Source organism: Lamprobacter sp., from assembly GCF_034860625.1.
GTDB lineage: Bacteria > Pseudomonadota > Gammaproteobacteria > Chromatiales > Chromatiaceae > Lamprobacter.
The window spans coordinates 17,044-40,060 of record NZ_JAYESN010000030.1 but is presented as its reverse complement, the minus strand read 5'-3'; the positions used below and the strand labels follow the sequence as shown (position 1 = coordinate 40,060).

24 protein-coding genes are annotated in these 23,017 nt (G+C 60.6%); 16 read left to right on the top strand and 8 right to left on the bottom strand.

What is annotated here, in order from left to right; genetic code table 11:
- The first annotated feature begins 126 nt into the window (after positions 1-126).
- From VBE63_RS10220 to ccoS, 11 genes are all read left to right on the top strand, one after another.
- Positions 127-972 carry a peptidoglycan DD-metalloendopeptidase family protein gene (locus VBE63_RS10220; protein ID WP_323682921.1) on the top strand — a complete coding sequence of 282 codons (846 nt, stop codon included), beginning with the start codon at positions 127-129 and terminating at the stop codon, positions 970-972.
- 28 nt (positions 973-1,000) lie between these two features.
- Entirely contained in the window at positions 1,001-2,047 is a 1,047-nt protein-coding gene (gene rpoS / locus VBE63_RS10215; protein WP_323682920.1) for an RNA polymerase sigma factor RpoS, read from the top strand.
- 363 nt (positions 2,048-2,410) lie between these two features.
- Positions 2,411-3,862 (top strand): cytochrome-c oxidase, cbb3-type subunit I, encoded by a 1,452-nt coding sequence (ccoN, locus tag VBE63_RS10210; RefSeq protein ID WP_323682919.1) that lies wholly within the window; start codon positions 2,411-2,413, stop codon positions 3,860-3,862.
- Positions 3,863-3,902: 40 nt separating this feature from the next.
- Positions 3,903-4,760 carry a cytochrome-c oxidase, cbb3-type subunit II gene (gene ccoO / locus VBE63_RS10205; RefSeq protein ID WP_323682918.1) on the top strand — a complete coding sequence of 286 codons (858 nt, stop codon included), beginning with the start codon at positions 3,903-3,905 and terminating at the stop codon, positions 4,758-4,760.
- Positions 4,753-4,968: a cbb3-type cytochrome c oxidase subunit 3 gene (locus VBE63_RS10200; RefSeq protein WP_323682917.1), complete on the top strand. Its 216-nt coding sequence runs from the start codon at positions 4,753-4,755 to the stop codon at positions 4,966-4,968. Before ccoO ends, VBE63_RS10200 begins: the two co-directional genes overlap by 8 nt.
- Positions 4,955-5,881, top strand: a complete 927-nt coding sequence (ccoP, locus tag VBE63_RS10195) for a cytochrome-c oxidase, cbb3-type subunit III (protein WP_323682916.1) — start codon at positions 4,955-4,957, stop codon at positions 5,879-5,881. Before VBE63_RS10200 ends, ccoP begins: the two co-directional genes overlap by 14 nt.
- A 144-nt stretch (positions 5,882-6,025) precedes the next feature.
- Positions 6,026-6,160: a hypothetical protein gene (locus tag VBE63_RS10190; RefSeq protein ID WP_323682915.1), complete on the top strand. Its 135-nt coding sequence runs from the start codon at positions 6,026-6,028 to the stop codon at positions 6,158-6,160.
- Positions 6,161-6,385: 225 nt separating this feature from the next.
- Positions 6,386-7,819, top strand: coding sequence for a cytochrome c oxidase accessory protein CcoG (gene ccoG / locus VBE63_RS10185; RefSeq protein ID WP_323682914.1), 1,434 nt, complete (start codon positions 6,386-6,388; stop codon positions 7,817-7,819).
- A 64-nt stretch (positions 7,820-7,883) separates the two neighbouring features.
- On the top strand, positions 7,884-8,405 hold the full coding sequence (locus tag VBE63_RS10180) for a FixH family protein (protein ID WP_323682913.1): 522 nt from the start codon (positions 7,884-7,886) through the stop codon (positions 8,403-8,405).
- Positions 8,406-8,461: 56 nt separating this feature from the next.
- On the top strand, positions 8,462-11,167 hold the full coding sequence (locus VBE63_RS10175; RefSeq protein ID WP_323682912.1) for a heavy metal translocating P-type ATPase: 2,706 nt from the start codon (positions 8,462-8,464) through the stop codon (positions 11,165-11,167).
- Positions 11,168-11,170: 3 nt separating this feature from the next.
- Positions 11,171-11,416 carry a cbb3-type cytochrome oxidase assembly protein CcoS gene (gene ccoS / locus VBE63_RS10170; RefSeq protein WP_323682911.1) on the top strand — a complete coding sequence of 82 codons (246 nt, stop codon included), beginning with the start codon at positions 11,171-11,173 and terminating at the stop codon, positions 11,414-11,416.
- 107 nt (positions 11,417-11,523) lie between these two features.
- Here the strand turns inward: ccoS and VBE63_RS10165 are convergent, their stop codons facing one another.
- Entirely contained in the window at positions 11,524-11,883 is a 360-nt protein-coding gene (locus tag VBE63_RS10165; protein WP_323682910.1) for a TusE/DsrC/DsvC family sulfur relay protein, read from the bottom strand.
- A 189-nt stretch (positions 11,884-12,072) separates the two neighbouring features.
- Between VBE63_RS10165 and pgl the strand changes: the two genes are divergently transcribed.
- On the top strand, positions 12,073-12,780 hold the full coding sequence (gene pgl, locus VBE63_RS10160) for a 6-phosphogluconolactonase (RefSeq protein ID WP_323682909.1): 708 nt from the start codon (positions 12,073-12,075) through the stop codon (positions 12,778-12,780).
- 9 nt (positions 12,781-12,789) lie between these two features.
- On the opposite strand, the gene VBE63_RS10155 is transcribed toward pgl, so the two are convergent.
- Entirely contained in the window at positions 12,790-12,990 is a 201-nt protein-coding gene (locus VBE63_RS10155; RefSeq protein ID WP_323682908.1) for a DUF2892 domain-containing protein, read from the bottom strand.
- A gap of 152 nt (positions 12,991-13,142) precedes the next feature.
- Here VBE63_RS10155 and VBE63_RS10150 point away from each other — a divergent pair, with 152 nt between their 5' ends.
- Positions 13,143-14,873: an AAA family ATPase gene (locus VBE63_RS10150; protein ID WP_323682907.1), complete on the top strand. Its 1,731-nt coding sequence runs from the start codon at positions 13,143-13,145 to the stop codon at positions 14,871-14,873.
- On the top strand, positions 14,860-15,969 hold the full coding sequence (locus VBE63_RS10145; protein ID WP_323682906.1) for an adenylate/guanylate cyclase domain-containing protein: 1,110 nt from the start codon (positions 14,860-14,862) through the stop codon (positions 15,967-15,969). The genes VBE63_RS10150 and VBE63_RS10145 overlap by 14 nt, the downstream gene beginning before the upstream one ends.
- A gap of 28 nt (positions 15,970-15,997) precedes the next feature.
- On the opposite strand, the gene VBE63_RS10140 is transcribed toward VBE63_RS10145, so the two are convergent.
- Both VBE63_RS10140 and VBE63_RS10135 read right to left on the bottom strand, forming a co-directional pair.
- Positions 15,998-16,837, bottom strand: coding sequence for an OmpA family protein (locus tag VBE63_RS10140; RefSeq protein WP_323682905.1), 840 nt, complete (start codon positions 16,835-16,837; stop codon positions 15,998-16,000).
- 632 nt (positions 16,838-17,469) lie between these two features.
- Complete coding sequence (locus VBE63_RS10135) at positions 17,470-18,891, bottom strand: NAD-dependent epimerase/dehydratase family protein (RefSeq protein WP_323682904.1); 1,422 nt, start codon at positions 18,889-18,891, stop codon at positions 17,470-17,472.
- Positions 18,892-19,250: 359 nt separating this feature from the next.
- On the opposite strand from VBE63_RS10135, the gene VBE63_RS10130 reads away from it, so the two are divergent.
- Positions 19,251-19,775 carry a ferritin gene (locus VBE63_RS10130; protein WP_323682903.1) on the top strand — a complete coding sequence of 175 codons (525 nt, stop codon included), beginning with the start codon at positions 19,251-19,253 and terminating at the stop codon, positions 19,773-19,775.
- Positions 19,776-20,031: 256 nt separating this feature from the next.
- Here the strand turns inward: VBE63_RS10130 and VBE63_RS10125 are convergent, their stop codons facing one another.
- A complete protein-coding gene (locus VBE63_RS10125) occupies positions 20,032-20,154 on the bottom strand; it encodes a hypothetical protein (protein ID WP_323682902.1) in 123 nt (40 codons plus the stop codon).
- Positions 20,155-20,173: 19 nt separating this feature from the next.
- Between VBE63_RS10125 and VBE63_RS10120 the strand changes: the two genes are divergently transcribed.
- Positions 20,174-20,872, top strand: coding sequence for an alpha/beta hydrolase (locus VBE63_RS10120; RefSeq protein ID WP_323682901.1), 699 nt, complete (start codon positions 20,174-20,176; stop codon positions 20,870-20,872).
- 52 nt (positions 20,873-20,924) lie between these two features.
- Here the strand turns inward: VBE63_RS10120 and VBE63_RS10115 are convergent, their stop codons facing one another.
- From VBE63_RS10115 to pyrF, 3 genes are all read right to left on the bottom strand, one after another.
- A complete protein-coding gene (locus VBE63_RS10115; RefSeq protein WP_323682900.1) occupies positions 20,925-21,065 on the bottom strand; it encodes a hypothetical protein in 141 nt (46 codons plus the stop codon).
- A 207-nt stretch (positions 21,066-21,272) separates the two neighbouring features.
- Positions 21,273-22,145, bottom strand: coding sequence for a UTP--glucose-1-phosphate uridylyltransferase GalU (gene galU, locus VBE63_RS10110; RefSeq protein ID WP_323682899.1), 873 nt, complete (start codon positions 22,143-22,145; stop codon positions 21,273-21,275).
- Positions 22,146-22,241: 96 nt separating this feature from the next.
- Positions 22,242-22,976: an orotidine-5'-phosphate decarboxylase gene (pyrF, locus tag VBE63_RS10105; protein WP_323682898.1), complete on the bottom strand. Its 735-nt coding sequence runs from the start codon at positions 22,974-22,976 to the stop codon at positions 22,242-22,244.
- Between the last annotated feature and the right edge of the window lie 41 nt (positions 22,977-23,017).

Below are 23,017 nucleotides of genomic sequence, written 5' to 3'. Positions count from 1 at the left end.
AGGTCGGGCGCAGCTAACGAAAGGCAGGCGGTTTGCGCTTCTGACAACACTGACCTTGGCCGCTGGCGGGCTGCTCGGGTACTGGCTTGGCCTGGTGCTACTGTTGCATTGACTCTGGTGTGCGTTGTGGTCGCTCCGCTGTGCTTTCTGCGACGTTTTGGTCGGTTCTGGGCACGTTCGGCGGCCCTGTTGCTCGTGCTCGTACTCATGCTGGACGGTTGTGCTGGTCGCGGCTTCGCACCGGTTGAGGATCGCGTCTATGGACCGGCGCCACCGGGTTTCTATCGCGTCCGCTCCGGCGATACCCTGAGCGAGATCGCTGAGGATAAGCGCATCAGCATGCGCAAGCTCGCGGCCTGGAATAATCTCGGTGCGCCTTATCCGATTTATGCCGGTCAGTTGCTCCGGATCGAGCCACCGCGTGGCGTCAAGGCGGGGGGGGGCACACGCAAGGTGGCTGCTCGCAGCAGCGCTAATGCAGGCCCAAAGACTGGTCCAAAGCCGCCAAGTCCAAAGCCGGCGTCCAAGGCGAGCGCCAACACCGGTGTCCTGGCGAGTCCGTCGGCGAAGCCTGGCAGTGCGGCGCGCGCTTCGGGGGTGACTTGGGCTTGGCCTGTCTCGGGTCGGTTGGTGCAGGAATATCGATCGAATGATCGCACCCGGCAGGGGATTCGGATTGCTGCAGCGGCTGGCACGCCGGTGACTGCCGCCGCCGATGGTGAGGTGGTCTACAGCGGTAGCAGTGGACTCGCCGGTTACGGCAATCTTATTATCGTCAAGCACAGTCCAAGGTATCTGAGCGCTTATGGCTTCAACCGCCTTGTGCTCGCCAGTGAAGGAGCCTCGGTTAAGCGCGGGCAACAGCTCGCCGAGGTTGGCCAGGCAGCCGATGGACGACCAATGTTGCACTTCGAGATCCGTCGCGACGGCGCAACCGTTGATCCGCTGCTGTTCTTACCAGCGTCACGATGAGCCTAGCGGCCGCACCCAGGGGGGATTCATGTCAGCGGTGACACCGGAAGAGGATCCGGACGGGGACGCGCTTCCCGATGAGGACGAGATCCTGATCGACGGCGAGAACGCTGATGAGGACGATCCAGACCTGCCGGAAACCGACACGCCAGATGAGGATGAGCTGTCAGAGGCTGATCATCCAGCGGCCGGGTTGCCGCAGGTATCGGATGCACCGAACAAGCGTTATGCCGCTAGCGATACCGAGCTCGATGCAACGCGCCTATATCTGAACGAGATTGGCGAGTCGAAGCTGCTCTCGGCGGATGAGGAAGTGCGCTACGCGCGATTGGCTCAGCAGGGCGACGAGTCGGCGCGACAGCGCATGATCGTCAGCAATCTGCGCTTGGTGGTCAAGATTGCGCGCCGCTATCTCAATCGCGGGCTGCCGCTGCTCGACCTGATCGAAGAAGGTAACCTCGGTCTGATCCGTGCCGTCGAAAAGTTCGACCCGGAGCGCGGCTTTCGCTTCTCGACTTATGCGACCTGGTGGATTCGCCAGACCATCGAGCGCGCGATCATGAATCAGACGCGCACGGTGCGCCTGCCGATCCATGTCGTGAAGGAGATCAACGTCTACCTGAAGGCGACGCGCCTGCTCTCCCAGCAGCTTGACCACGAGCCTACCACCGAGGAGGTGGCAGAGCTGCTCGACAAACCGATCGCCGAGGTCAAGCGCATGCTCGGCCTAAACGAGCGAACGACTTCCGTGGATACCCCATACGGCAAAGACGCCGACAAGCCGCTGGTGGATCTGCTTCAGGATGAGGCGGCCCATGATCCCAGCGATGACATCCAGGACGTCGATATCCATACCAACCTCGATCATTGGCTTGAGAAGCTCAACGAGAAACAGCGTGAGGTGGTCGAGCGTCGGTTCGGTTTGCATGGCTATGAGCATTCGACGCTGGAGCGCGTGGCGCAGGAGCTTGGTGTGACGCGCGAGCGGGTACGGCAGATCCAGATGGACGCGTTGCGCCGGCTGCGCGATATCCTAGAGAAAGAAGGGTTTTCGCTCGAGTCGTTTTTCAAGTGAGCGGGGGGTTGGCTGTGCTCCCAAGCTCCCAGGATGACCTCATGACCAAGGCTCGTTCTCAGTTATTGGCTGGGCTGTTTTGGACGCCCGTTGTGCCTACCGCTGATCGGTCTTCTGGCGCTAAATATCCATAAAAAATAAAAGGTTATGGATTGCGGTCGTTGGCCTTGCTGAGTTGACATAGATCAGCTAAACCGGGGTCAAACGCCACACTCGGCCCTGTCCGCTGGCCTGCTTTGCCTTGACATTACGCAATCGATCCAGTCTTATTGCGCGGTCAGGTGCCACGGGGCGGCACACCATCAACATATCGGGCTGGAGTGCCCAGTCACCTCTCTTTTTCCCAGCCTGTTTGGGGGGTCTATGGAAGCCACAGCCGACTATGCAGCGGAGCGAAAATACGACTTTGAGGTCGTCCGCTGGTTTACGATCATGGCCGTCGTCTACCTGGTGGTAGGGGCCGGCGTCGGTGTCTATATCGCGTCCGAGCTCGCTTGGCCGTTTCTGAATTTTGATAATCCTTACATCTCTTTCGGTCGGCTTCGGCCCGTACACACCAATGCGGTGATCTTCGCCTTCGGCGGCTGTACCCTGATGGGTACTGCGTTCTACACGGTCCAGCGCACCTGCGGCGTCAGCCTCTGGAGCAACAAGCTGGCCTGGTTCACCTTCTGGGGCTGGAACCTCATCATCGTCCTGGCGGTGATCACGCTGCCCCTGGGCTTCACTCAGTCGAAAGAGTATGCCGAGCTTGAGTGGCCGATCGATATCCTGATCGCCGTGGTCTGGCTGGCGTTCACCTTCAACTTCATCATGACCATCGCCAACCGGAAGTCATCGCACATCTATGTGTCGAACTGGTTCTTCCTGGGCATGATGGTGATGATCGTCTATTTGCACGTCGTCAACAGCCTATCGATCCCGGTCGGGCTGATGAAATCTTACAGTCTGTTCTCCGGCGTGCAGGACGCGATGATCCAGTGGTGGTGGGGCCATAACGCGGTCGGCTTCTACCTCACGGCTGGCTTCCTCGGCATCATGTATTACTTCGTGCCGAAGCAGGCGAATCGCCCAATTTACTCTTATCGGTTGTCCGTCATCCATTTCTGGGCGCTGATGTTCGGTTACGTCTGGCTCGGCGCGCACCATCTGCAATATACCGCGCTACCAGACTGGACCGGTTCGCTGGGTGCTGCGGTGTCGCTCGCAATGATCATCCCATCCTGGGGTGGCGCGGTGAACGGCATGATGACCCTCTCGGGCGCTTGGGATAAATTGCGCACCGACTACGTGATGCGCTTTCTGATCATCGCGCTGGCCTTCTATGCCATGTCGACCTTCGAAGGGCCGGTGATGTCACTGAAGACCGTCAACGCCCTCTCGCACTACACCGATTGGACCATCGGTCATGTTCATTCCGGCGCCTTGGGCTGGGTTGCGGGTATCTCGATCGGTGCGATCTACCATCTGATGACGCGCTTGTGGCATACCGAGATGTGGTCCGAAAAGCTGGTTAACCTGCACTTTTGGACGGCCACCATTGGCACCGTCATCTATGTGGTCGCCATGTGGGTATCCGGCATCATGCAAGGCCTGATGTGGCGTGCCTATGACGAATACGGCACCCTGGCCTACACCTTTGTCGAATCGGTCGCCGCCATGCATCCCTACTACGCGATGCGTGCGGTTGGCGGTGGCATCTTCCTGTTCGGGGCGATTGTCATGTTGTTTAACGTGCTGATGACGGTGCGTAAATCCGTGACTGCGGGGAGTCTGCGTGAGGCGCGGGGCACGCCAGCCGTAGCTGCCGCCTAAGCCTAATCGCAACCGCCGAATCCCGAGGAGTAAAGGTTAAATGGCTGATAAAAACACACCACCAAAAGGAATCCAGGAGCGCTTGGAGCGCAACATCTGGGGGCTGCTGATCGTGACCGCGATCGTGCTCTCGGTGGGTGGCATCGTCGAGATCGTCCCGCTCTTCTATTTGAAGAGTACTGAGGAAGCTAACCGGTTTCCTGAGATCGTTTGGCAGGAGGCCGGGAGTACGCCTATTGTGTCGGTGACCTACGAAACCGATGAGCAGGGTAATCCGCTGCGATTCAAGACCGATGAGCAGGGCAACTTCATGCGGAAAGCTAATGGCGAATTGGTTCAAGACCCGCGTCGTGGTATCCCTCGAGCCATCGAAACCAGTTGGAACTGGAAGCCCGGTGATGGCATCCGCCCTTATACGGCCTTGGAGTTGGCCGGGCGAGACATCTACCAACGCGAGGGCTGTTATCTCTGTCATTCACAGCAGGTGCGGCCATTCCGTGATGAACGCGAGCGTTATGGCCATTATTCATTGGCATCGGAATCGATGTTTGATCATCCCTTCCAATGGGGCTCCAAGCGCACGGGGCCGGATATGGCCCGCCTAGGCGGTAAGTATTCCGATGAATGGCAACGCCAGCACCTGCGTGATCCCCGCTCGGTGGTGCCAGAATCGGTGATGCCCGGTTATCCCTGGCTGGATGAGGAGCGCATTAAACCGAGTAAGATTCAGCGTCACATGAAGGGCCTACGTGCGATTGGCGTACCCTATAGCGATGCCGATATCGAGGCGGCTACAGGGCTGTTGCATGGCAAGACGGGTATGGACGCCATGGTGGCTTACCTGCAAGTCCTGGGCACCATGGCAAAGCTCGATCCTGGAGTGGTCTATCGTGAGTAGCCTCTCGGACTATTTCGAGACCGATTGGGCAGCGATGACGGCAACCGACTGGGTCGGGACGATTCTCACGGTTGTGATCTTCGCGCTTTTGGTCGTGGCCTACTTCCAGGTCTTTCGGCCAAAAAATCGGGACAAGCTCGAAGCCAGGAAGCACATCCCGTTTGAAGATGATCACGAGGACCTCGGAGATAACGATGGCCGACCATAACCCCTTTCCAGGCGAAAACAACACGGGTCACTTTTGGGACGACAACATCCGTGAGCTGAACAATCCGCCGCCGAAGTGGTGGATGATTGCACTTTGGGCGTCGATCGCCTGGTTTGTCCTTTACGGCATCCTCTACCCGATGTACCCAGTCTTGCCCTGGCAATCTCAAGAAGGCGGCGGGTTTACCAAGGGTATTCTTGGCTGGACCTCCATCAAGGAGTTCGAGCAGGGTATGGAACAGGTCGCGGAGGTGCGCGCCCAGTATGAGACCCAAATTGCCAGTATGACGCCGGAACAGATCCTGGCTGATCCGGGTCTGACGCAGTACACCCTGGCATCGGCAAAGGTTCTGTTTGGCGATTACTGCGCAGCTTGTCACGGCAGCGGTGGTCAGGGGAATCCAGGCTATCCGGTCTTGGCCGATGACGATTGGCTCTACGGCGGCTCGCTCGACAAGATCGTTGAGACCATCACCAATGGCCGCAAGGGGGCGATGACGGCCCACAAAGACATCTTGACCGAGGCCGAAGTCGATCAGTTGTCTCAATTCACGGTCGACTTGGCCAACGATGGCGAAGGTAGTGAGGCTGGCTGGGCGCTGTTCAACGAGAAAGGCTGTACGGCCTGTCATGGCCAGGCGGCAGACGGCATCCTGGCGGAGCTGCCGGATGGAACCATCGTCACTGTAGGGGCGGCAAACCTGACCGATAGCATTTGGCGTTTTGAGCCTGGTGGCTATGAGAGTGCGAAGCACACGATTCGCTACGGCGTGAATCAACCTGGTGTTGAGCAAACCCGGGATGCGGTGATGCCGGCCTTTGGTGGCTCGGTCGGAAATCTTGAAGGCAAGCTCGAGCCGGACCAGATCAAAAAGCTGGCCGTCTACGTCTACAGCTTGGGTGGTGGTCAGTAGCAGCCCGAGGTCATCTGTCATCCTGATCTACTGTGCCAAGGATGGCTCTGCGCAGTGGATATGACGCCGACGTGGATCGAGGCGCGGGATCTGTGATCGCCTGCTCTGACGCAACGACTAAAATCAGATGAAAGGGAGGATGACATGCACCTAGATGCGGTGTTTTGGGGGTCCATCATCAGCGTGGGGCTCGCCATCATCATCATTGGCTATTTGGTCTTTAAGGTGATCAGGCTGATGCATGAAGATGCAGAACGACATAAGAGCGAGCAACAGTAACGCTGGGTTGTGCCCTAATCGGTGTCGAGGAGGGTAAGGGACCGGAAAAGGGGGATAGGACATCCCCCTTTTTTCTGCTGTCATGTCGAGCTTGGCGCGTTGGTCTGACCCGATACTGATGCTAAGGCTCATGGCGCGATACTCTGCCGAAAGAGAAGTCGTCCATGATCAGGGGTAAGGGCAGCAAGGCTAGGTTCTAGCGCGTGCGAAACTGGTGTTGTACTTATGAATGAGACTCCCGCGCGCGGCGCTCGCGCCGCGATGGACGAACTCTATGCCGAGGCCCATCACTGGGAGGTCAATACCGGCGGGGAGACCATCCACGCAAAGCGCATGCCCGGCAGGTGGCGTCGTTTCAAATGGCTCGCGTCCTCGGTCTGGCTGATCTTTTTCCTCGGTCCCTATCTGCGTTGGAACGGCAGTCAGGCGGTGCTGTTCGATATCCCGAACCGGAAGTATCACTTGTTCGGGGTGACCGTCTTGCCGCAAGACTTCTGGATGCTCTCGCTGCTGTTGCTGTTCTTCGCGATCCTGCTCGCCGTGGTCACGGCATTGGTGGGCCGAGCCTATTGTGGCTACTTCTGTTTTCAAACGGTGTGGACAGATGTCTTCACCTGGATTGAAGAGAAGCTGGAGGGCAGCCCGCCGCAGCGGCGCAAGCTCGACAAGGCGCCGATGGGTTTACGGAAGCTGCGGATCAAGGTCGTTAAGCACGGGATTTGGCTGCTGATCGGGTTTCTCACAGGCTTCAGCTTTGTTGCTTGGTTCTATGGTGCCTGGCCTTTATGGCGGGATTTCTTCGTCGGCAACGCTAATGTTGCGGTCTACGCCTCAGTGGCTCTGTTCACCTTTGGCACCTACCTATTGGCTGGTTGGCTCCGAGAGCAGGTCTGCTTTTGGCTCTGCCCCTATGCGCGCATCCAAGGCGTGATGCTCGATAAGTCCACTATCGTGCCGGCCTATGATGAGGTGCGTGGTGAGCCTCGCGGACGGCTGCAGAAGGGACAGGCCGGCACAAATCCGACCGTTGGCGACTGTGTTGACTGCAATCAGTGCGTTGCGGTCTGCCCCACTGGGGTCGACATCCGCAATGGGCAGCAGGAAGGCTGCATTACCTGTGGCCTTTGTATCGATGCTTGCGATGCCGTCATGGATAAGGTCGGCAAGCCGCGGGGTCTGGTCCGTTATGCCTCACTCGATGAGATTGAGGGTAAACCGGTCAAGCCGATGCTGATGCGAGCGCGAGTTTGGGTCTATACGGGGATCTTGGCGCTGGCGCTGGCGGGGATCATGTACGGTCTTTCCAGTCTTGAGGCGATTGAGGTCAAGGTCTTGCACGAGCGGGCTCCGCTCTTCGTGCAACTCTCAGATGGTTCGGTGCAAAACAAGTACACCCTGAAGGTGTTGAACAAGAGCGAGCAGGATCTGACCGTGCGCATCAGTGCGGAGACTTCGGTGCCGATCACCTTGGTGGGGGCTGAAGAGCCCTTAGTCACGCGGTCTGGCGAGGTGACGCCCATGATCGTCTTCGTCAAGATCAAGCGCGCGGATCTCCCTGGAGAAACCCTGCCGATTACCTTCCATGCCACAACCACGCTTGGCGCTAACACGGCGATTACCGCAGAGCGTGAGAGTGCATTCTTCGGCCCTGCGCGCTGAGCTGGAGCCCGAGAGCCCGACCCCAACTGCGCGTTTTATGTCATCCGAAACGGTGGACGAAACAATGAGTGAAGTATCAACGGCATCGGTCGGTCAGGGTGCCGAGTCGGCCTGGCGCAGCCCCTGGCTCAGGGGCTGGATTGGCCTGGTCGTGGTTGTCTTGGTGGTGAATGCAACCATGATCACACTGGCATTCGTGACGAATCCCGGTCTCGTGGTCGACGATTATTACGAGCGCGGGCGTGATGTGGAGCGCAGCCTGATGACAAGGCGCGCGGAAGCGCCAGGCTGGACGATGAGCTTGGATACACCGGCGGATGTCGCGGTAAAAAGGCCGACGATGGTGCGCTTCCATGTCGTTGACTCGGTCGGCCAGCCAGTGCGTCCGGACCAGGTGACCTATTACGCCTATCGCCCCTCGGACCCTTCGGCCGACTTCTCCTTGCCCATGGTGGAAGAGGCGCCCGGACGCTACGCTGCGGAGGTCACCTTTGGGCTCGCGGGTCTCTGGGATACCTTGGTTGCCGCCCAGACCAATGGCCAGGAGGTGGCTTTCGACCAGCGCATTGGAGTGGCTGATCATTAGCAGCCTCGTCCGTGATTGAGGTGAGGCAGCGGTCCATCGTTGGCTCAGTCTCGGCAATGTCAGTTCAGGTTGGATCTGATGGTCTGACGGGGGACCGCTGCTTCCACTGTGGTCTGCCGCTTGCGGGCACTGAAGCCCTGACCGCAAGCGTTGCCGGCGGCGAGCGCGGCTTCTGTTGCATTGGCTGCAAGTCGGTCTGCGAGGCTATCTATGCCGCCGGCCTCGATGGCTTCTATCGGCGCACGCCCCAAGGCGAGGTGCTCGGACCCCCGCCCGAGCCGCCGAAACAGCTTGCGCTCTACGACCTGGATGCAGTCCAGTCCGCCTATCTCGATACCAGCGCTGATCTGCGCGAGATCAACCTGCATGTCGAGGGTATTCACTGCGCGGCCTGTGTCTGGCTGATCGAGACCGGGCTCAGCAAGATGCCTGGCGTCGAGGAGGCGCGGGTCAATCTCACTGGTCGCCGGCTGCGCCTGAAGTGGGATAACTCGCGCCAGCGGTTGTCGAGCCTACTGGGCCGGCTGGGCGAGATCGGCTACGCGGCGGTGCCCTTCGATCCTGAGACTGCCGAGGGTGCTTTGAAGCGGGGTAACCGCGCGCTCCTCTTCCGCATGGCGTTTGCCGCCTTCGCGGCGATGAACCTGATGTGGGTCTCGATCGCGCTCTATGCGGGGGCCGACGAGGGTGAATTCCGCGGTCTCTTCCACTGGATCGGCTTCGCCATCGCCACCCCGACGCTGATCTACTCTGGCTGGCCGTTCTATCGCGGCGCCTGGCTTGGTCTGCGGCAGGGCGCCCTGACCATGGATCTGCCGATCGCGATCGGCGCCTCGATCACCTACCTGTACTCGCTCTATGTGACGGTCGGCGGCCAAGGCCATGTGTACTGGGATACGGTGGTCAACTTTCTGTTCGTGATCCTGGTCGGGCGTTTCCTGGAGGCGATGTCTAAGCGTCAGGCGATGGCCTCGACCCAGCGTCTATTGGATCTGCAACCGAAGATCGCCACCGTCCTGCGCGACGGCGAGGAAGTCGTGGTACCGATCCGGGCGGTCTCCAGGGGCGATATCCTGCTGGTGCGCCCCGGCGAGACCATCCCCGCCGATGGCGTGGTCAGTGAGGGGCGCAGCGAGGTCAACGAGGCCATGCTCACTGGCGAGTCCGAGCCGGTCAAGCGTGGCATCGGCGATGCGGTCGCAGCGGGCACCCTGAATGGCGCCGGCGTGCTCGAGGTGCGGGTCAGCGGTCTGCTGCGCGATACCGCGCTCGGACGTATCATCCGGCTGGTCGAGGATGCCCAGTCGAGTAAGGCGCCGATCCAGTCACTGGCCGATCGGATCGTGCCCTGGTTCGTCGCGCTCACCATCGGTCTGGCCCTGACCACCTTTAGCCTCTGGATCGGCCGTGATCTGGAGACGGCGCTGATGGCGGCGACCTCGGTGCTGATCATCACCTGTCCCTGCGCCTTCGGACTGGCGACGCCGATGGCGATCGCGGTAGCCTCCGGGCTCGGTGCTCGACACGGCATCCTGATCAAACAGGGCGCGGTGCTGGAGACACTCTCCGCGATTGACCATTTCGTGTTCGATAAGACTGGCACCCTGACCGAGGGGCGCCCGGAAGTCATTCAGGTTCAGACCTTGGTGGCTGACCCCGTCGGGCCATGCGCGCAGGCTCGGTCATCGGAGCCGGACGCTCCAGCGGCATTGGCGAAGCCGAGTGATCGCGGGGCGGTTGTTGAGCCAGCTGGGCTGGATGAGCTTGGAAAGTCGGCTGAGTGCGATGAGCTAGACGCTCTAGGTGAGCAGGCCGAACTGGAGGCGGGCTGGCAGCGTTGGTCGGCCGTTGTGGCGTTCGCTCATGCTCAACCTGAATTATTGCGGCTGGTGGCGGCGCTAGAGCGGGTCTCCGAGCATCCCTTGGCGCGCGCGGTGGTGCGCCTGGCGAAAGGCGCTGGGATCGGGCTGGGAACGGCTGAGGTGCGCGGCGTGCAGGTTGAGCCTGGCGCGGGGATCAGTGGCAACGTTGATGGGCGCCGGCTGGTGATCGGGACAGGCGAGTGGCTGCGCGAGAACGGTATTGACTGCCAGGCGCCGGCGGCAACTGAGAATCCCGCCGCCCCTCTCGGCACCACCTTGCACTGCGCCATCGACGGGGTCGAGCGCCTGCGGCTGCTGGCGGCCGATCGCTTGCGCGCGGATGCCGTCGAGGTTGTGCAACGGTTGCAAGCCGATGGGATTCGCGTCACGCTGCTGACCGGTGATCGCGAGGCAGTCGCGCGCCGCATCGCCGCGCAGCTGGGCACGATTGAAGTGATCGCCGATGTTCGCCCCGAGGATAAGGACCGAGTGATCGCCGACCTGCAACGGCGTGGCGAGCGGGTGGCGATGGTCGGTGATGGCATCAACGACGCCCCAGCCCTCGTCCGTGCAGATGTTGGTATCGCCGTTGGCAGTGGCACCGATGTGTCAATCGCGAGTGCCGACATCGTCTTAATGAGCGCTGAGCTCATGCGCGTGCGCGATGCCGCTGCGCTGTCTCGACGCACCCTAAGGACCATTCGGCAGAACATCGGGCTCTCGATTCTCTACAATCTGATCATGGTGCCCTTGGCGATGGCGGCGTTGATCACGCCCCTGGTTGCGGCGATCTCGATGCCGCTGAGTTCGCTGGCGGTGATTGGTAACTCGGCGCGCTTGCGGGGCCTGTTCAAGCAGGGGACCCGACAGCTGCCGTCTCGAAGCAACCTCAGAGGTTAGCCAATGGAAGTCATTTATGGCCTGATTCCCGGCATGCTGCTACTCGGGCTGGTGGCGGTGGGGGTGCTGTTCTGGGCCGCGCGCAGCGGTCAGTTCGATGATCTGGAGGGGGATGGCCAGCGTATCCTCATGGACGAGGATGCCGATGTTGGGGAGAGCGAGGATGCACGGCGCTTCCCAGACGCGGAGACCGATCGGCACAGTTCGGCGAGGCAATCGGCTGTCGACGGGCAGCGCGAACAGGGGTGAGCTTGCCTTTTGGTGGGTCTTTGGCGGCACAGCATCCCTGCGGGTTTAGCCCTCGCCTCGCCGCCCGCGGGCGGCGGCGACAGCGCTCTGTATCCTGACCAACAGGGCTACTTGACGCTACCAAATGAGTGGTCGACGGCGCCGGCCGGCGGCTTCAGTCCAGCCAACCGGCAACCTTGCGCCACGGGACCGCCCGGCAAGAGTTCGTAGAGATGTTTGAGGCCGCCGCGCTCGTGAAAATGCTCATCAAGGGCGTCATGGAGCGCGCGCGTGTTGGGCTGCTCGTCTTTGGCGAAATAGGCCTGCAGTGCTTGCACAAGCTCCCAGATGTCATCGCTCAGCGTCAGCCCTTCGCTGCTGGCCTGTCGTTCGGCATCCTCAGGGCTCCAATCCGTCGGAGCCTGCGGGAAGCGCGGGTCATGGTTGGCCGCACCTGGATTCATGATGTCGCGCATTGTCTCTGCCATCGGTGGTTCTCCTCATCGCTGCTGAGAGTGTTGTCTGTCGACATCTACGCGATGCCTTGGCGCAGGTCAAGTCGTCTTCTGTCGCTTCTCTTGGGTTCGGGGCTAGTGCCTCTGCATGATTCCGGCTTACCATCTTCCCCAGAGGACGCGGGTGCGTCACGGAGAAGCCGACCATAGACGGAGAGCCGTATGGATTCTAAGAACCTTGTCTTGCCCGGTGCTGAGGTGGCGCTCTTCGCTGATAAAGCGGCGGTCGCCAAGGCAGCGGCCGAACACATTCTGGCGGCTGCTCAGGTCGCTATTCAGCGCCATGGCCGATTCCGGCTTTGTTTGGCCGGTGGCACCACGCCGACGGCAGCCTATGCGTTGTTGGCGGATGCAGGAGCGGATTGGTCCCGCTGGTGGATCTACCACGGCGATGAACGTTGCCTTCCGGTTGCAGACCCGGAGCGCAATAGCCTTGCGGCCGACCAGGCTTGGTTAGCTCGGGTGCCGGTGCCCCGAGCGCAGGTCTTCGCCATCCCTGCTGAGCTTGGAGCCGAAGTGGCTGCCGAGGCCTATGAGCGCATCCTGAAGTCGTCACTGCCGTTTGATCTGACACTGCTTGGCATGGGCGAGGACGGCCATACCGCGAGCCTGTTTCCCGGCCGAACGATGCCTGAAGAGCGACTCGCCATGCCCGTGCATGAGGCGCCCAAGCCGCCACCAGAGCGCGTTTCGCTGACCATGCGCGCCTTGTCACAGAGCGAACAGTTGTTGATCCTGGTGACCGGGGCTGGTAAAGCGGATGCGATCGAGGCTTGGTCAGAGGCGAAGCCACTGCCGATCGCCCAGGTGGCGGCGGCAGCGACAAGTCGGCTGTTGATCGATCGCGCGGCGGCGGCCGCGCTGATCTGACCAAGGGGGTTAGAAGGCGGGGCCAGGCTCCTTGCCGAGCTTTTTCAGGATGACCGCGAGCGGGCAAAAGCCGGTGAAGGCTGACTGCAGCAGGTTGAGCCCAACGAAGCCAGTGAACCAGAGCCACAGTGGGCTGAGCGTTGCAGCCAGGATGGCGGAAATCAGCACAAAGGCGCCAGCGACTGCGAAGACAATACGTTCGATACTCATCTTAATGAACCTCAGAGGGACAGCGTGATTCAGGCATTGAGCCGTAGTCTATTGAAGCGGGGTTTGTTCCCGCAAGCCCGCAAGCATCCAGGCTGTTGCCACTGTGGATGGCACTGGCGGGCATCTGCTCGTTTGAGCCCTGTCTGAAGCCGATGTTGGCAACCGAATTATCGCCGCTGGCGGATCTGCTCGACCCCGCTGCCTATCCGCATCCGGTTGATCGAGTCGAAGGCCTGTCGACGCATATCTCGCAGCTGTTCTTGGCTGGCGACTTTGTCTACAAGCTCAAGCGGCCTGTATCGCTTGGGTTTGTCGATTTCTCGACCCTGGGACGGCGGCGTTTCTACTGCGAAGAGGAGCTGCGGCTCAATCGGCGGCTTGCGCCGCAGCTCTATCTCGGGGTGGTGGCCGTGGTGCGCGTTGGCGATCGGATACGCATCGATGGGCAGGGCGAGGTGATCGACTATGCCGTCCGGATGCGTCGTTTCCCTCAGCAGGCGTTGCTTACTGAATATCCGCTCAATGAGGTGCTGATCGATCGTCTGGCTGAGCGCGTTGCTCGCTTCCATGCCAGTTTAGCTCCAGCGCCGCCAAACACCCCATACGGCGATCCGCTCGCCATCTTGGCTCCGATGCGTGACAACTTTGCGCCGTTGCGCGCAGCGCTTGCGCGCTGCGATGATCCTCAAGGCGTGCTCAGTCACCGCTTGCAGCGATTGGAGCGCTGGACGCAAAAACGCTTTGCCTTTCTACGTCCGGTGATCGAGCAGCGACGGCGCGAGGGCTTCATTCGTGAATGTCATGGCGATATGCATCGCGGCAATGTTGTCGTGCTCGATGGGCAGCCGGTCATCTTCGATTGCATCGAGTTCAATGCGAGCCTGCGATGGATCGACACCATGAGCGAGGTTGCCTTTTTGACCATGGACTTGGCTGAGAGTGGCGACAGCAGTTTTGCGAGACGGCTGCTCAACGGCTACCTCGAAGTCAGCGGCGATTACGCGGGTCTGCGTCTGTTGCGTTTTTATCAGGTCTACCGCGCGCTGGTGCGGGCCAAGGTCTGCGCGATCCGAATCCTGCAGGCTGATCCGGCGCAGACAACCAGGCCCAGCTCGCCCTGCGGATCAACGCCTTCCGACGCGGCTGGCGCTTCGAGTGCTTCACCGGATGGCTCATCTGATCCGCGTGAGTGCGATCCCCGTGCGGGCGATCCCAGTGCGCGGGCCGCTCTGTGCCACTATCTCGCGCTTGCCCAAACCTGCACGGGTCGCCATCAGCCCAAGCTCTTTATCACCCATGGCTTCTCTGGGAGTGGCAAGACCTGGATCGGCAATCGCTTGCGCGAGCATCTGCCGATCATCCAAATTCGCTCGGATGTCGAGCGGAAACGGTTGTGCGGAGTGGCGCCCCAGGGGCAACCTTCGGTGCAGCAGCGCGCACAACTTTACACTGCTGAGGTCAGTGAGCAGACCTATGCGCGGCTGCTTGCGCTCGCAAGGGAGTTGGTCGAGGCCGGGTTCAGTATCCTAGTCGATGCGACCTTCCTGCAGTATCAGCAGCGAGCCGCTTTCCGCGTCCTTGCGCAGAGATTGAACTGTCCTTTCCGCATCCTCGTGATGCAGGCACCGATGCACCTCCTGCGCGAGCGAATCAATGCTCGTAGCCATGAAGGTGCTGATGCCTCGGATGCTGATATCGATGTCCTCAGCTTGCAGATCGCGAGCCGTGAGCCATTGACCGATGCCGAGCACCAACAGGCTGTGTTTCTCAATAGTGAAGCGCCGATGCAGATCGAGGCCTTGCTCGCGCATGTTGCGGGCGATCAGGGGCGCAGGGGCTCGGGGGGCTCACCCTTGAGGGTTGGTTCTCATGCAGGGTCGTAATCGGAGCCAGCTCTTCATCGGCTTTGAGCAGCTGCTTCGAGCACTCGAGGCCGATGGCTTGCTAAGCCTCGCGCAGCCTGAGCGGCCAGAGGCGATGCGTGAGCTGCTCGAGAAGCGTCTCAATCCGTTGCTCGATGCCTTTCTGCTCGAGTCGCAACCTCAGGTTGAGGCCTACGCGACGGTATTGATTGCCGATATTCGCGGGTTTACTGCGCTGATGTCGTCGCTGCCGATGGCGACCATGCTCGAGGTTCTGAATCGCTGGTTCGCGTCGATGACCGAGATTATCCAGCGGTTCGATGGTGCGGTTGATAAATTCATTGGTGATGCCGTGATGGCCCTGTTCGGGCTTCCACAGGCGCGTGCTGATGATGCGGTGCGGGCGTTGGCCTGTGCGGCAGAGATGCAGCGGGCCATGTTGATGCTGAATCAGGATTCGCGGGAGCGTGGACTGCCCGAGATCTTCGCGGGCATTGCGGTGAATACCGGCAGCTTGGTGGCAGGGAGTTTCGGCGCAACAGCGCATAGCGAATATACGGTAATCGGTGATGTGGTGAATCTGGCATCGCGCATGGAATCCTTTGCGCTGCGCGGACAGGTGCTGATGAGTGAGGCAACCCGTGCCGCCGCGGGAGATCTGATCGAGGTTGGTAACGTCAACGTCGTGCGCTTCAAAGGGATTCGCCATCCGGTCCAGCTCTATGAGCTGCTCGGTGTCGATGCTCCGGAACATCGATTGGTGGTACCGCCGATTGAGGTGCGCCGTTCACCACGCATCCGCGTGAGCCTAGATGCGATCTTCCGCCAGGTCGACGGGCACTTCATCCACCCGGAGCCGATCCCGGGTCTGATCAACGATATCGGCTACTTTGGTCTGCGTGCCGATCTTCCGTTCGGTCTCCCAGATGCATCAGACGTGCTGATCAGTCTGTCGCCTCAGCAGGGATTGCCTGATGTCGGTGATCTCTATGCAAGGGTGGTGCAGACAGCTCCTTGGGCCGGCCGTTTCCGCACCAGCTTAGAGCTCAGCGCCTCGGATGCCTCATCGCTGCAGCGCCTCAAGGATCTGATTGACGAGTCGCTCTGGCGCCACTGATGCGCTGGCTCGGGCTGGTGAGCCCTGTCTAGTCCTGGTTCTCGCGCAGCAGATAGAGTTCGACTCGGCGGTTGCGTTGTCGGCCAGCCTCGCTGTCATTGGAGGCGACGGGGGTGGTCGAGCCCAAGCCTGTTGTGCTCAGTCGCTCCGGTTCAATCCCGCGCGCGATCAGCGCCTCGCGAACGGCGATGGCCCGTTGCGCTGAGATCCGAAGGTTGGTGTCGGTGCTTCCAGAGCTATCCGTATGGCCTTTAATCTGCACTCTGAGATCCGGATGCTGATCCAGGATCTCGGCAATGTGGGAGAGGATAGGCTCGGCCTCGGTGGGTAGTTGGGCGCTGCCGCTGGAAAAGCGGATGTTGTCGCCGCTCAGGTTGATCAAGAGACCAGCATCCGTTAGCTGAGCGCCGAGCGCTGCAAATGGCGCGTGGAAGTCTTGCACCTGCTCGGAGGCTTGCGCTATCGCATCCGCGGCTTGCGCACTGGCTTCGGTATTGGCGAGCGCCTTGTCTGAGGTCGCTGGTGGATCATGTCTGGCTGCCAACAGCCGTTCGACCTCGGCGCGGCTTTGGATGGTCGCGATCAGCTTGTCCTGCAACTCGAGGATGGCGGCCTCTTTTGTGGCAACCAGGGCGTCATGGCTGTTCTTGAGGGCTTTGATCTCGGCTTGTGCCGCATCCAATGCCCGGGAAAGGTGGTCTGTGGGCGTATCGAGATTGCGGTTGACGCTGGGCTGGGTCGGATGCTTGAGGCCGATCGCCTGTTGCAGTTGCTGGCAATGATGATTGGAGAGCAGATAAACCGTAATAAACGCTGCGAATAGGAGCCAAAACAAGGGCTTCCAGATCGATTGAGATGATCCCGACACGTCAACATCCTCCCGGATTCGTCGCCCTCTGACGCTGGCGCGATCTTGTTGGCTTAGCAGCTGAGAACCGGGCCAGGCGACCGCCGCGAGTCGAGCACGTCTGGCATTGCGCCGATGAACCGCAGACAGCGCAGATTGAAGCGAACTAAAGTCATTAAAAACAATGGCTTGTCGAGAATGTTAAGCTCGCCCCAAGGCGCGCAGGAATTGGCTGGAGTGCTTGAGCTTCTAAACCGCAGATGGCGCAGATGCGCGCAGATGAAAATATTATAAAACAAGGCCCTAGCAGGTTTAGCAAGGTCGCCCAACAGGTGAGGCAGTGATGACCGGCCGCGTATTGAAATCTCTGCGTTAATCTACGAGATCCGCAGTTGAAAGACTCTTCATGGGGTTGAGCATGCCTGCCGCTACAAACGCTGGCTTGGGGCCAGAGCCAGAGCCGCAGCTATTATGCCGTTTTCTGCGGGATCGGGCATTGATCGACTCGATGTGATGAGGTGAAGACGCCGCTGAGTCATCGACGCGTCATGCCCACCGTTGGCGAGCAGTGCAGGTGCTAGCAGGGCCGGCTGAGGTTCGTGAGTCAGAGTGAGTGGGCGAACGGCAGGTTGCGGCAGCGGGCTAGGCCGAGATTAACGGGCCAAGCGCGCGAGACGCGATTGGTAGCGTCGCATCACCAGCAGGTGGGCGACGGCCTGCGTGAGCCGGTAGAGAGACCAGGGGATGGCCGGAGCGTAATCATGGATGGCGGTCATGGTGTAGCGCCCATCCAGCAGGGTCTGGAATTCGAAGCGGGCGCGACCCTCGCCAGGACGGACGAGCAGTCCATCGACGATCTCGTAGATCTGGCGCTCGGTTGTGCTTTCAGCGGCCATGTGGCGGAGCCTGAGCAACTGCAGGCGAGGGAGTCGTGACCAGACCTCGACATCGCCATTGTCATGGACCTGACTGTGGACCAGTGGCCAACAGCAGTCGCCAAGCCAGCGAAAATAGTTACCGGCCAGCCAGGCGGCGCTCTGGCCGGGCGGCAGGATGGCGCGTTGGATCGAACGCACCAGCGATTGCTCGCGCATGACCTCGCGATCCTGCTCCTTGAGGTGTTGGCGCGGGCTCGGCAGCAGACGGCCGGTGGTCGGGTCGATACTCGCCTCGAGTGCCGCGCGAAAACCCAAGGCCTGGGGTTCGATCGCCTGTTGCACCGGGTTGTCGCGCATTCGGGTATCCTGCGGCAAGCTCTCGACGATGGCGCCGACCATCGCCGCTGGTGCGCCGCTGATTGCCCGCGCCGTCAAGGAGGCAAGCCCGACTGGCAGTGCTGGCACCTTGATGAAGTGCCGCCGGAGACCCAAGGCATCCGTGGTTTCGCGCAGCATCGCCTCATAGCTGAGCGACTCGGCGCCGCCGATGTCAAAGGCTCCGCGAAAGCGCTCGGGCTCTTCCAGGCAATGGAGGATGGCCCGCAGCAGGTCAGATAGCGCGATCGGGCGCGTCGAGGAGTTCGCCGCTGGGGGCAGCAGGAGCAGGGGGAGGCGCCGGACAAGATCGAGCAGCAGTCGAGGCCCGGTGCCGCCGGGCCCCATGACCAGACTTGCGCGCAGGGCCGTTACGGGTGTGCCTCGAGAGCCGAGCACCATCTCGACCTCGCGACGGCTCCACAGTAGCGGTGAGAAGCGGAAGCTCTCCGGCATCACGCCGCTGACGAAGACGATCTGCTTGACAGCGTTGGCGGCAGCAGCATGCGCGAAGTTGTCGGCCAAAACCAGGTCCATGTCTCGCGGGCTAGCCTGTGTGAGCCGAGAGGAGGGCGCGAGTGAGTGGACGAGATAGACCGCATAGTCGATATCGGCGAGCCCCTTGATCAGCGCACTCGAACAAAAGAGGTCGCAATGGCGCCACTGGATGAGTCCGGCTGGATCGGGCGAGCGCGCTCTGGCTGGTGATCGCGTCAGCGCAACGACCTCGAAGCGCTCAGCGAGCAGCGGACAGAGGGCGGTGCCGATAAAGCCGCTGGCGCCGGCAATGGCAACACGGGGTTTGGGAGGATGATCAGTCATGAACGAGAGATAAGAATGAGCGACTTTTGCGGTCGGGTGCGAGCACTGGGCATCATCCCAGCACTCTCGAGTCTAGCATTGGCCCTGCGCAGGGCGTAGCAACAAGGCCAAGCAACAAGAACAAGGCCAAGCAACAAGGCTGGGCGGCCAGGCCAAGCAAGAACACCAGGCGCTGGCTGGTCACTGCCAAGGATGGGGGTTGGAGCTTGAAAACGGCGTTCGACTCGCAACCTCAGAGTCAGGCGACGGCGCGCTACGTTTCGATCAGGCCTTATAAGACCTCTGAACCAAGCATCCGAACCAACCGTCTGAACCAACCGTCTAAACATACTGGGTAAGCAAGTACTGGAGACCCGCCGATGATTTCTAATGAGATGGCCTCGCGCATCAATGCGCAGATCAACCGAGAGCTGTTCTCTGCCTATTTTTACCTCGGTCTGTCCGCACAGGCCGACAGCAGCAATCTGACTGGGACGGCGGCCTGGTTCATGGCAAAGCATGGCGAAGAGATGGCGCATGCCTTGAAAATGTATCGGTACCTGCTCGATCAGGATGCCAGGGTTCAGCTGGAGGCAGTATCAGCGCCCCCGTCGCAGACTTCCGGGATCATGGACATGTTTGAGCGGACCCTAAGCCATGAGCGCAGCGTGACCAGCGCGATCAACGACTTGGTCGATCATGCGGCGCAGGAAAAGGATCATGCGACACACATCTTTCTGCAGTGGTTCGTGACCGAACAGATCGAGGAAGAGGCGACCGTCAACGACATCTTGGGCCGTCTCAGACTGTTCGGAGATCAGGGTCAGGGACTGCTGATGATCGATAATGAGCTTGCAGCCGCGGCCAAGAAGATCAGCTCAGCAGCGCCAGCGGCGGTTGCCTAAGACTTTGCCAAGACGCTGATCATGCCCAAAAAGAACGGTAAATGTTGCAAAAAGTATAAAGAGGGTAAGCGCTGCAAAAACTGCCCCAAAGCGGCTAAAGGCAGCTAGCCATGGCTTCTCGGCACTGGAGATAAGGTGACATGATTTCAGCGCGTTGTCTTGATCCGACCTCCGCCTTGAAATACGCATATCCGCTTTCGGATGGGCGACGCGCCATCAATCTGAGGGCCGATCTGAGGATCTTGGAGCCATGGCTTCACTGCTCGCGGGGGCGGTTGGCCAGAGACTCTGGCGCCTCGGTCGCCTCCACCTGGCGGCGAACAGTGGCGTCTTGGCTTGGGCTCAAGGTCCGCTTGTGGATCTTGCTCGTCGCTGCCATGGTGTCTTCTGCGCCCGCGATGGCGGTAACGGAAAGGTCGGCTGACGATTGGTCGGAAGACTGGCCTGAGGAGTTTGACCTTGCTGCTCAGGTCGCCTCGGTCAATGAGGGCGAGCTCGCCTTCATCCCAAGGGTGAAGGCCGATGGCGCCCACTACCATCGCAATCGCATCGCGATCACTGAGGATAGTCTTGATCTCGGTTGGGTCGGGCTGACTCAATGCCACGAGAACATCGACCCGGTGCATGCCGCGCAGATCCTGTTTCGCGTTGATGGCATCCGCGACCTCGCCATCGAGCGCAGTCGGAACATCGGGCGCGCTTGGGTCGAGGGCCATAGTGTTCAACTCGAGGATGTTGGCGCCGACGCCGAACTCTGTATTCGGGCTCAGAGTCGGGCCCTGCAGTCGCTTGGCGATGGCCTCTTCAGACTCCGCAATGGTCCCTACATGCGCCGTTTCTTGGATGGCTACTACCCGATGCGCGTTGCGCTGAGCATCGATTATCCAGGGCAACGTCTGCGTCTCGTCGGCCAAGCCCCGGAGAATCAGGAGGGCTTCAGCGTCGATCACACCCAGAACAGACTACAGGTGGATGCGACCTTTGAGGGTCGGCTGGTGACCTGTTTCGATTTCTGTGAGCGGGACGATGATTCCTGTGGTGACATGGCTCCAGACTGCGTCACCCAAGCAGATCCATCATCGGCTGCTCAGGATTGATGCTGAGCGGCTTCCTAAGGGGCGTGAAATGCGAGTGGCCGTGAAATGCGCCCTAGGCCAGCAGCTCTTGGGTCACGAACAGATAGGCGATGGAGACCGTCAGCACTGCGATGGTCAGGTAGGGGATCAGAATGCAGACGCCGGGCAGGTCGTTGCAGTGGCGGCTCAGTCGACAGAGTTTGCAGTTTCTCAACGTGCGTCATCTCCTCGTGATGGCAGGCTGCACATCCTACTGATCGCGTCGGTCTTAGCAAGCAAAATCTTTTATGGCACGCATGTTTTGCTTCATCTCCTAACGCCTTTTGCTTCATTTCCTAACGCCATCCATCGCCATCCCTGATGCCGAAGTGTCGGCATCAGGTTTTATTCGTTCGGCCGCTTCTGGTGGACGCATTCGGCCTCAGAGCACAAGCGATCTCAGATAATCGCGGAACGCATCGCCAAGCTCTGGATGCTTCAGCGCCAGTTCCACGGTCGCCTCAAGGTAACCCTCTTTGCTGCCGCAGTCGTAGCGCTTGCCCTCGAACGGATGGGCAATCACGGTTTCTTCCTCAAGCAATGCCGCGATCGCATCGGTCAGCTGGATTTCTCCGCCGGCGCCGGCTTTGGTCTGCTCGAGCTTGCTAAAGATGGTAGGCGTGAGCAGATAACGGCCGACGACAGCGAGGTTCGAGGGAGCATCTTCGGGCTTTGGCTTCTCCACGATGGAGGTGACTCGCAGTGTGCCATCGGGCTGCTTTTCGGTTTCGACGATGCCGTATTTATGGGTTTCGTTCGGCGGCACCTCTTCGACACTAAGGATGCTGGCGCCGGTGCGCTCATGCAGCTCGGCCATCTGCTCGCAGACGCCCTGGGCGGTGTTGTCGATGAGGTCGTCGGCAAGCAGGATCGCGAACGGCTCATTGCCAACCACGGGTTTGGCGCAGAGCACCGCATGTCCGAGCCCAAGCGCCTCGGCTTGGCGCAGGTAGATGCAGCTGACATGGTCGGGCAAGATGGTGCGCACGATACGGAGCAGTTTGTCCTTGCCGGCCGCCTCAAGCTCGGATTCGAGCTCGGGTGACTTGTCAAAATGATCCTCGATCGAGCGTTTGTGACGACCGGTGACGAACACCAGTTGTGTTGCACCAGCTTGCTCGGCCTCCTCGGCGGCGTATTGGATCAGTGGTTTGTCGACGATGGGCAGCATCTCTTTTGGGCTGGCCTTGGTCACGGGGAGGAAACGTGTGCCGAGGCCAGCAACGGGGAAAACGGCTTTATTGATCTTGGCCATGGGGATTCCTGTTCTGTTGTTGGTGACTGTGCAATGAACGCCCCAGCACTGAAGTCAGCGCGGGGCAGAAGGGTGACCGGCCCTGCAGCAGAGGCCTCATCTTGCGGTAGCTGACGCGCCGTGCAGTTGCTCGGAGATCTCATCTTGGATCGCGATCAGTGCGGCCATGGGGTCATCCGCAGCGGTGATGGGGCGCCCGATGACCAGATGATCGGCGCCAGCAGCGATGGCCTGGCTGGGGGTCATGATCCGCTTCTGATCGCCGCGCCGATCCTGGGCCGGGCGCACGCCGGGCGTGACCAACAGGTACTGCCGGCCGAGTTGCTGGCGGAGTGCCGCGGCTTCGAGGGGAGAGCAGACCAGGCCGTCGAGGCCCGCCTTGACGCTGAGTGCAGCGAGGCGTTCGACCTGCTGGAGTGTTGTGCCGGGGCAACCGATGTCCGCGAGGTCGTTGTCATCGAGGCTTGTCAGCAGGGTCACGGCGATCAGCAAGGGCGGCTTGGGCGCGCGCGCGAGACGCTCGCGCGCGGCCTGCATCATGGAGAGGCCGCCGGAGGCATGAACGTTGAGCATCCAGACTCCGAGTGTGGCAGCGGCAGCGCAGGCGGCAGCGACCGTGTTCGGGATGTCGTGATATTTCAGATCGAGAAAGACATCGAAGCCGCGCGCGACTAATTGCTCGACCAGGGCCGGGCCGGCGCGAGTGAACAGCTCCTTGCCGACCTTGACCCGGCAGTGCTGAGGGTCGAGCTGCGCGGCAAGCGCGAGGGCTGTGTCGGCGGATGCGTAGTCGAGTGCGACGATGATGCGGGTATCTGGAAGGGCTGGCATCGATGATCCGTTGAAACGCGCGAGTCCGCGCTTTGCTGATG

Excerpts from the sequence above, each read along its gene's own strand:
- rpoS (WP_323682920.1), top strand. The coding sequence starts at position 1,001 with ATGTCAGCGGTGACACCGGAAGAGGATCCGGACGGGGACGCGCTTCCC.
- ccoN (WP_323682919.1), top strand. The coding sequence starts at position 2,411 with ATGGAAGCCACAGCCGACTATGCAGCGGAGCGAAAATACGACTTTGAG.
- ccoO (WP_323682918.1), top strand. The coding sequence starts at position 3,903 with ATGGCTGATAAAAACACACCACCAAAAGGAATCCAGGAGCGCTTGGAG.
- ccoP (WP_323682916.1), top strand. The coding sequence starts at position 4,955 with ATGGCCGACCATAACCCCTTTCCAGGCGAAAACAACACGGGTCACTTT.
- VBE63_RS10190 (WP_323682915.1), top strand. The coding sequence starts at position 6,026 with ATGCACCTAGATGCGGTGTTTTGGGGGTCCATCATCAGCGTGGGGCTC.
- ccoG (WP_323682914.1), top strand. The coding sequence starts at position 6,386 with ATGAATGAGACTCCCGCGCGCGGCGCTCGCGCCGCGATGGACGAACTC.
- VBE63_RS10180 (WP_323682913.1), top strand. The coding sequence starts at position 7,884 with ATGAGTGAAGTATCAACGGCATCGGTCGGTCAGGGTGCCGAGTCGGCC.
- VBE63_RS10175 (WP_323682912.1), top strand. The coding sequence starts at position 8,462 with ATGTCAGTTCAGGTTGGATCTGATGGTCTGACGGGGGACCGCTGCTTC.
- ccoS (WP_323682911.1), top strand. The coding sequence starts at position 11,171 with ATGGAAGTCATTTATGGCCTGATTCCCGGCATGCTGCTACTCGGGCTG.
- VBE63_RS10165 (WP_323682910.1), bottom strand. The coding sequence starts at position 11,883 with ATGGCAGAGACAATGCGCGACATCATGAATCCAGGTGCGGCCAACCAT.
- pgl (WP_323682909.1), top strand. The coding sequence starts at position 12,073 with ATGGATTCTAAGAACCTTGTCTTGCCCGGTGCTGAGGTGGCGCTCTTC.
- VBE63_RS10155 (WP_323682908.1), bottom strand. The coding sequence starts at position 12,990 with ATGAGTATCGAACGTATTGTCTTCGCAGTCGCTGGCGCCTTTGTGCTG.
- VBE63_RS10150 (WP_323682907.1), top strand. The coding sequence starts at position 13,143 with ATGTTGGCAACCGAATTATCGCCGCTGGCGGATCTGCTCGACCCCGCT.
- VBE63_RS10145 (WP_323682906.1), top strand. The coding sequence starts at position 14,860 with ATGCAGGGTCGTAATCGGAGCCAGCTCTTCATCGGCTTTGAGCAGCTG.
- VBE63_RS10135 (WP_323682904.1), bottom strand. The coding sequence starts at position 18,891 with ATGACTGATCATCCTCCCAAACCCCGTGTTGCCATTGCCGGCGCCAGC.
- VBE63_RS10130 (WP_323682903.1), top strand. The coding sequence starts at position 19,251 with ATGATTTCTAATGAGATGGCCTCGCGCATCAATGCGCAGATCAACCGA.
- VBE63_RS10125 (WP_323682902.1), bottom strand. The coding sequence starts at position 20,154 with ATGGCAGCGACGAGCAAGATCCACAAGCGGACCTTGAGCCCAAGCCAA.
- VBE63_RS10120 (WP_323682901.1), top strand. The coding sequence starts at position 20,174 with ATGGCGGTAACGGAAAGGTCGGCTGACGATTGGTCGGAAGACTGGCCT.
- galU (WP_323682899.1), bottom strand. The coding sequence starts at position 22,145 with ATGGCCAAGATCAATAAAGCCGTTTTCCCCGTTGCTGGCCTCGGCACA.
- pyrF (WP_323682898.1), bottom strand. The coding sequence starts at position 22,976 with ATGCCAGCCCTTCCAGATACCCGCATCATCGTCGCACTCGACTACGCA.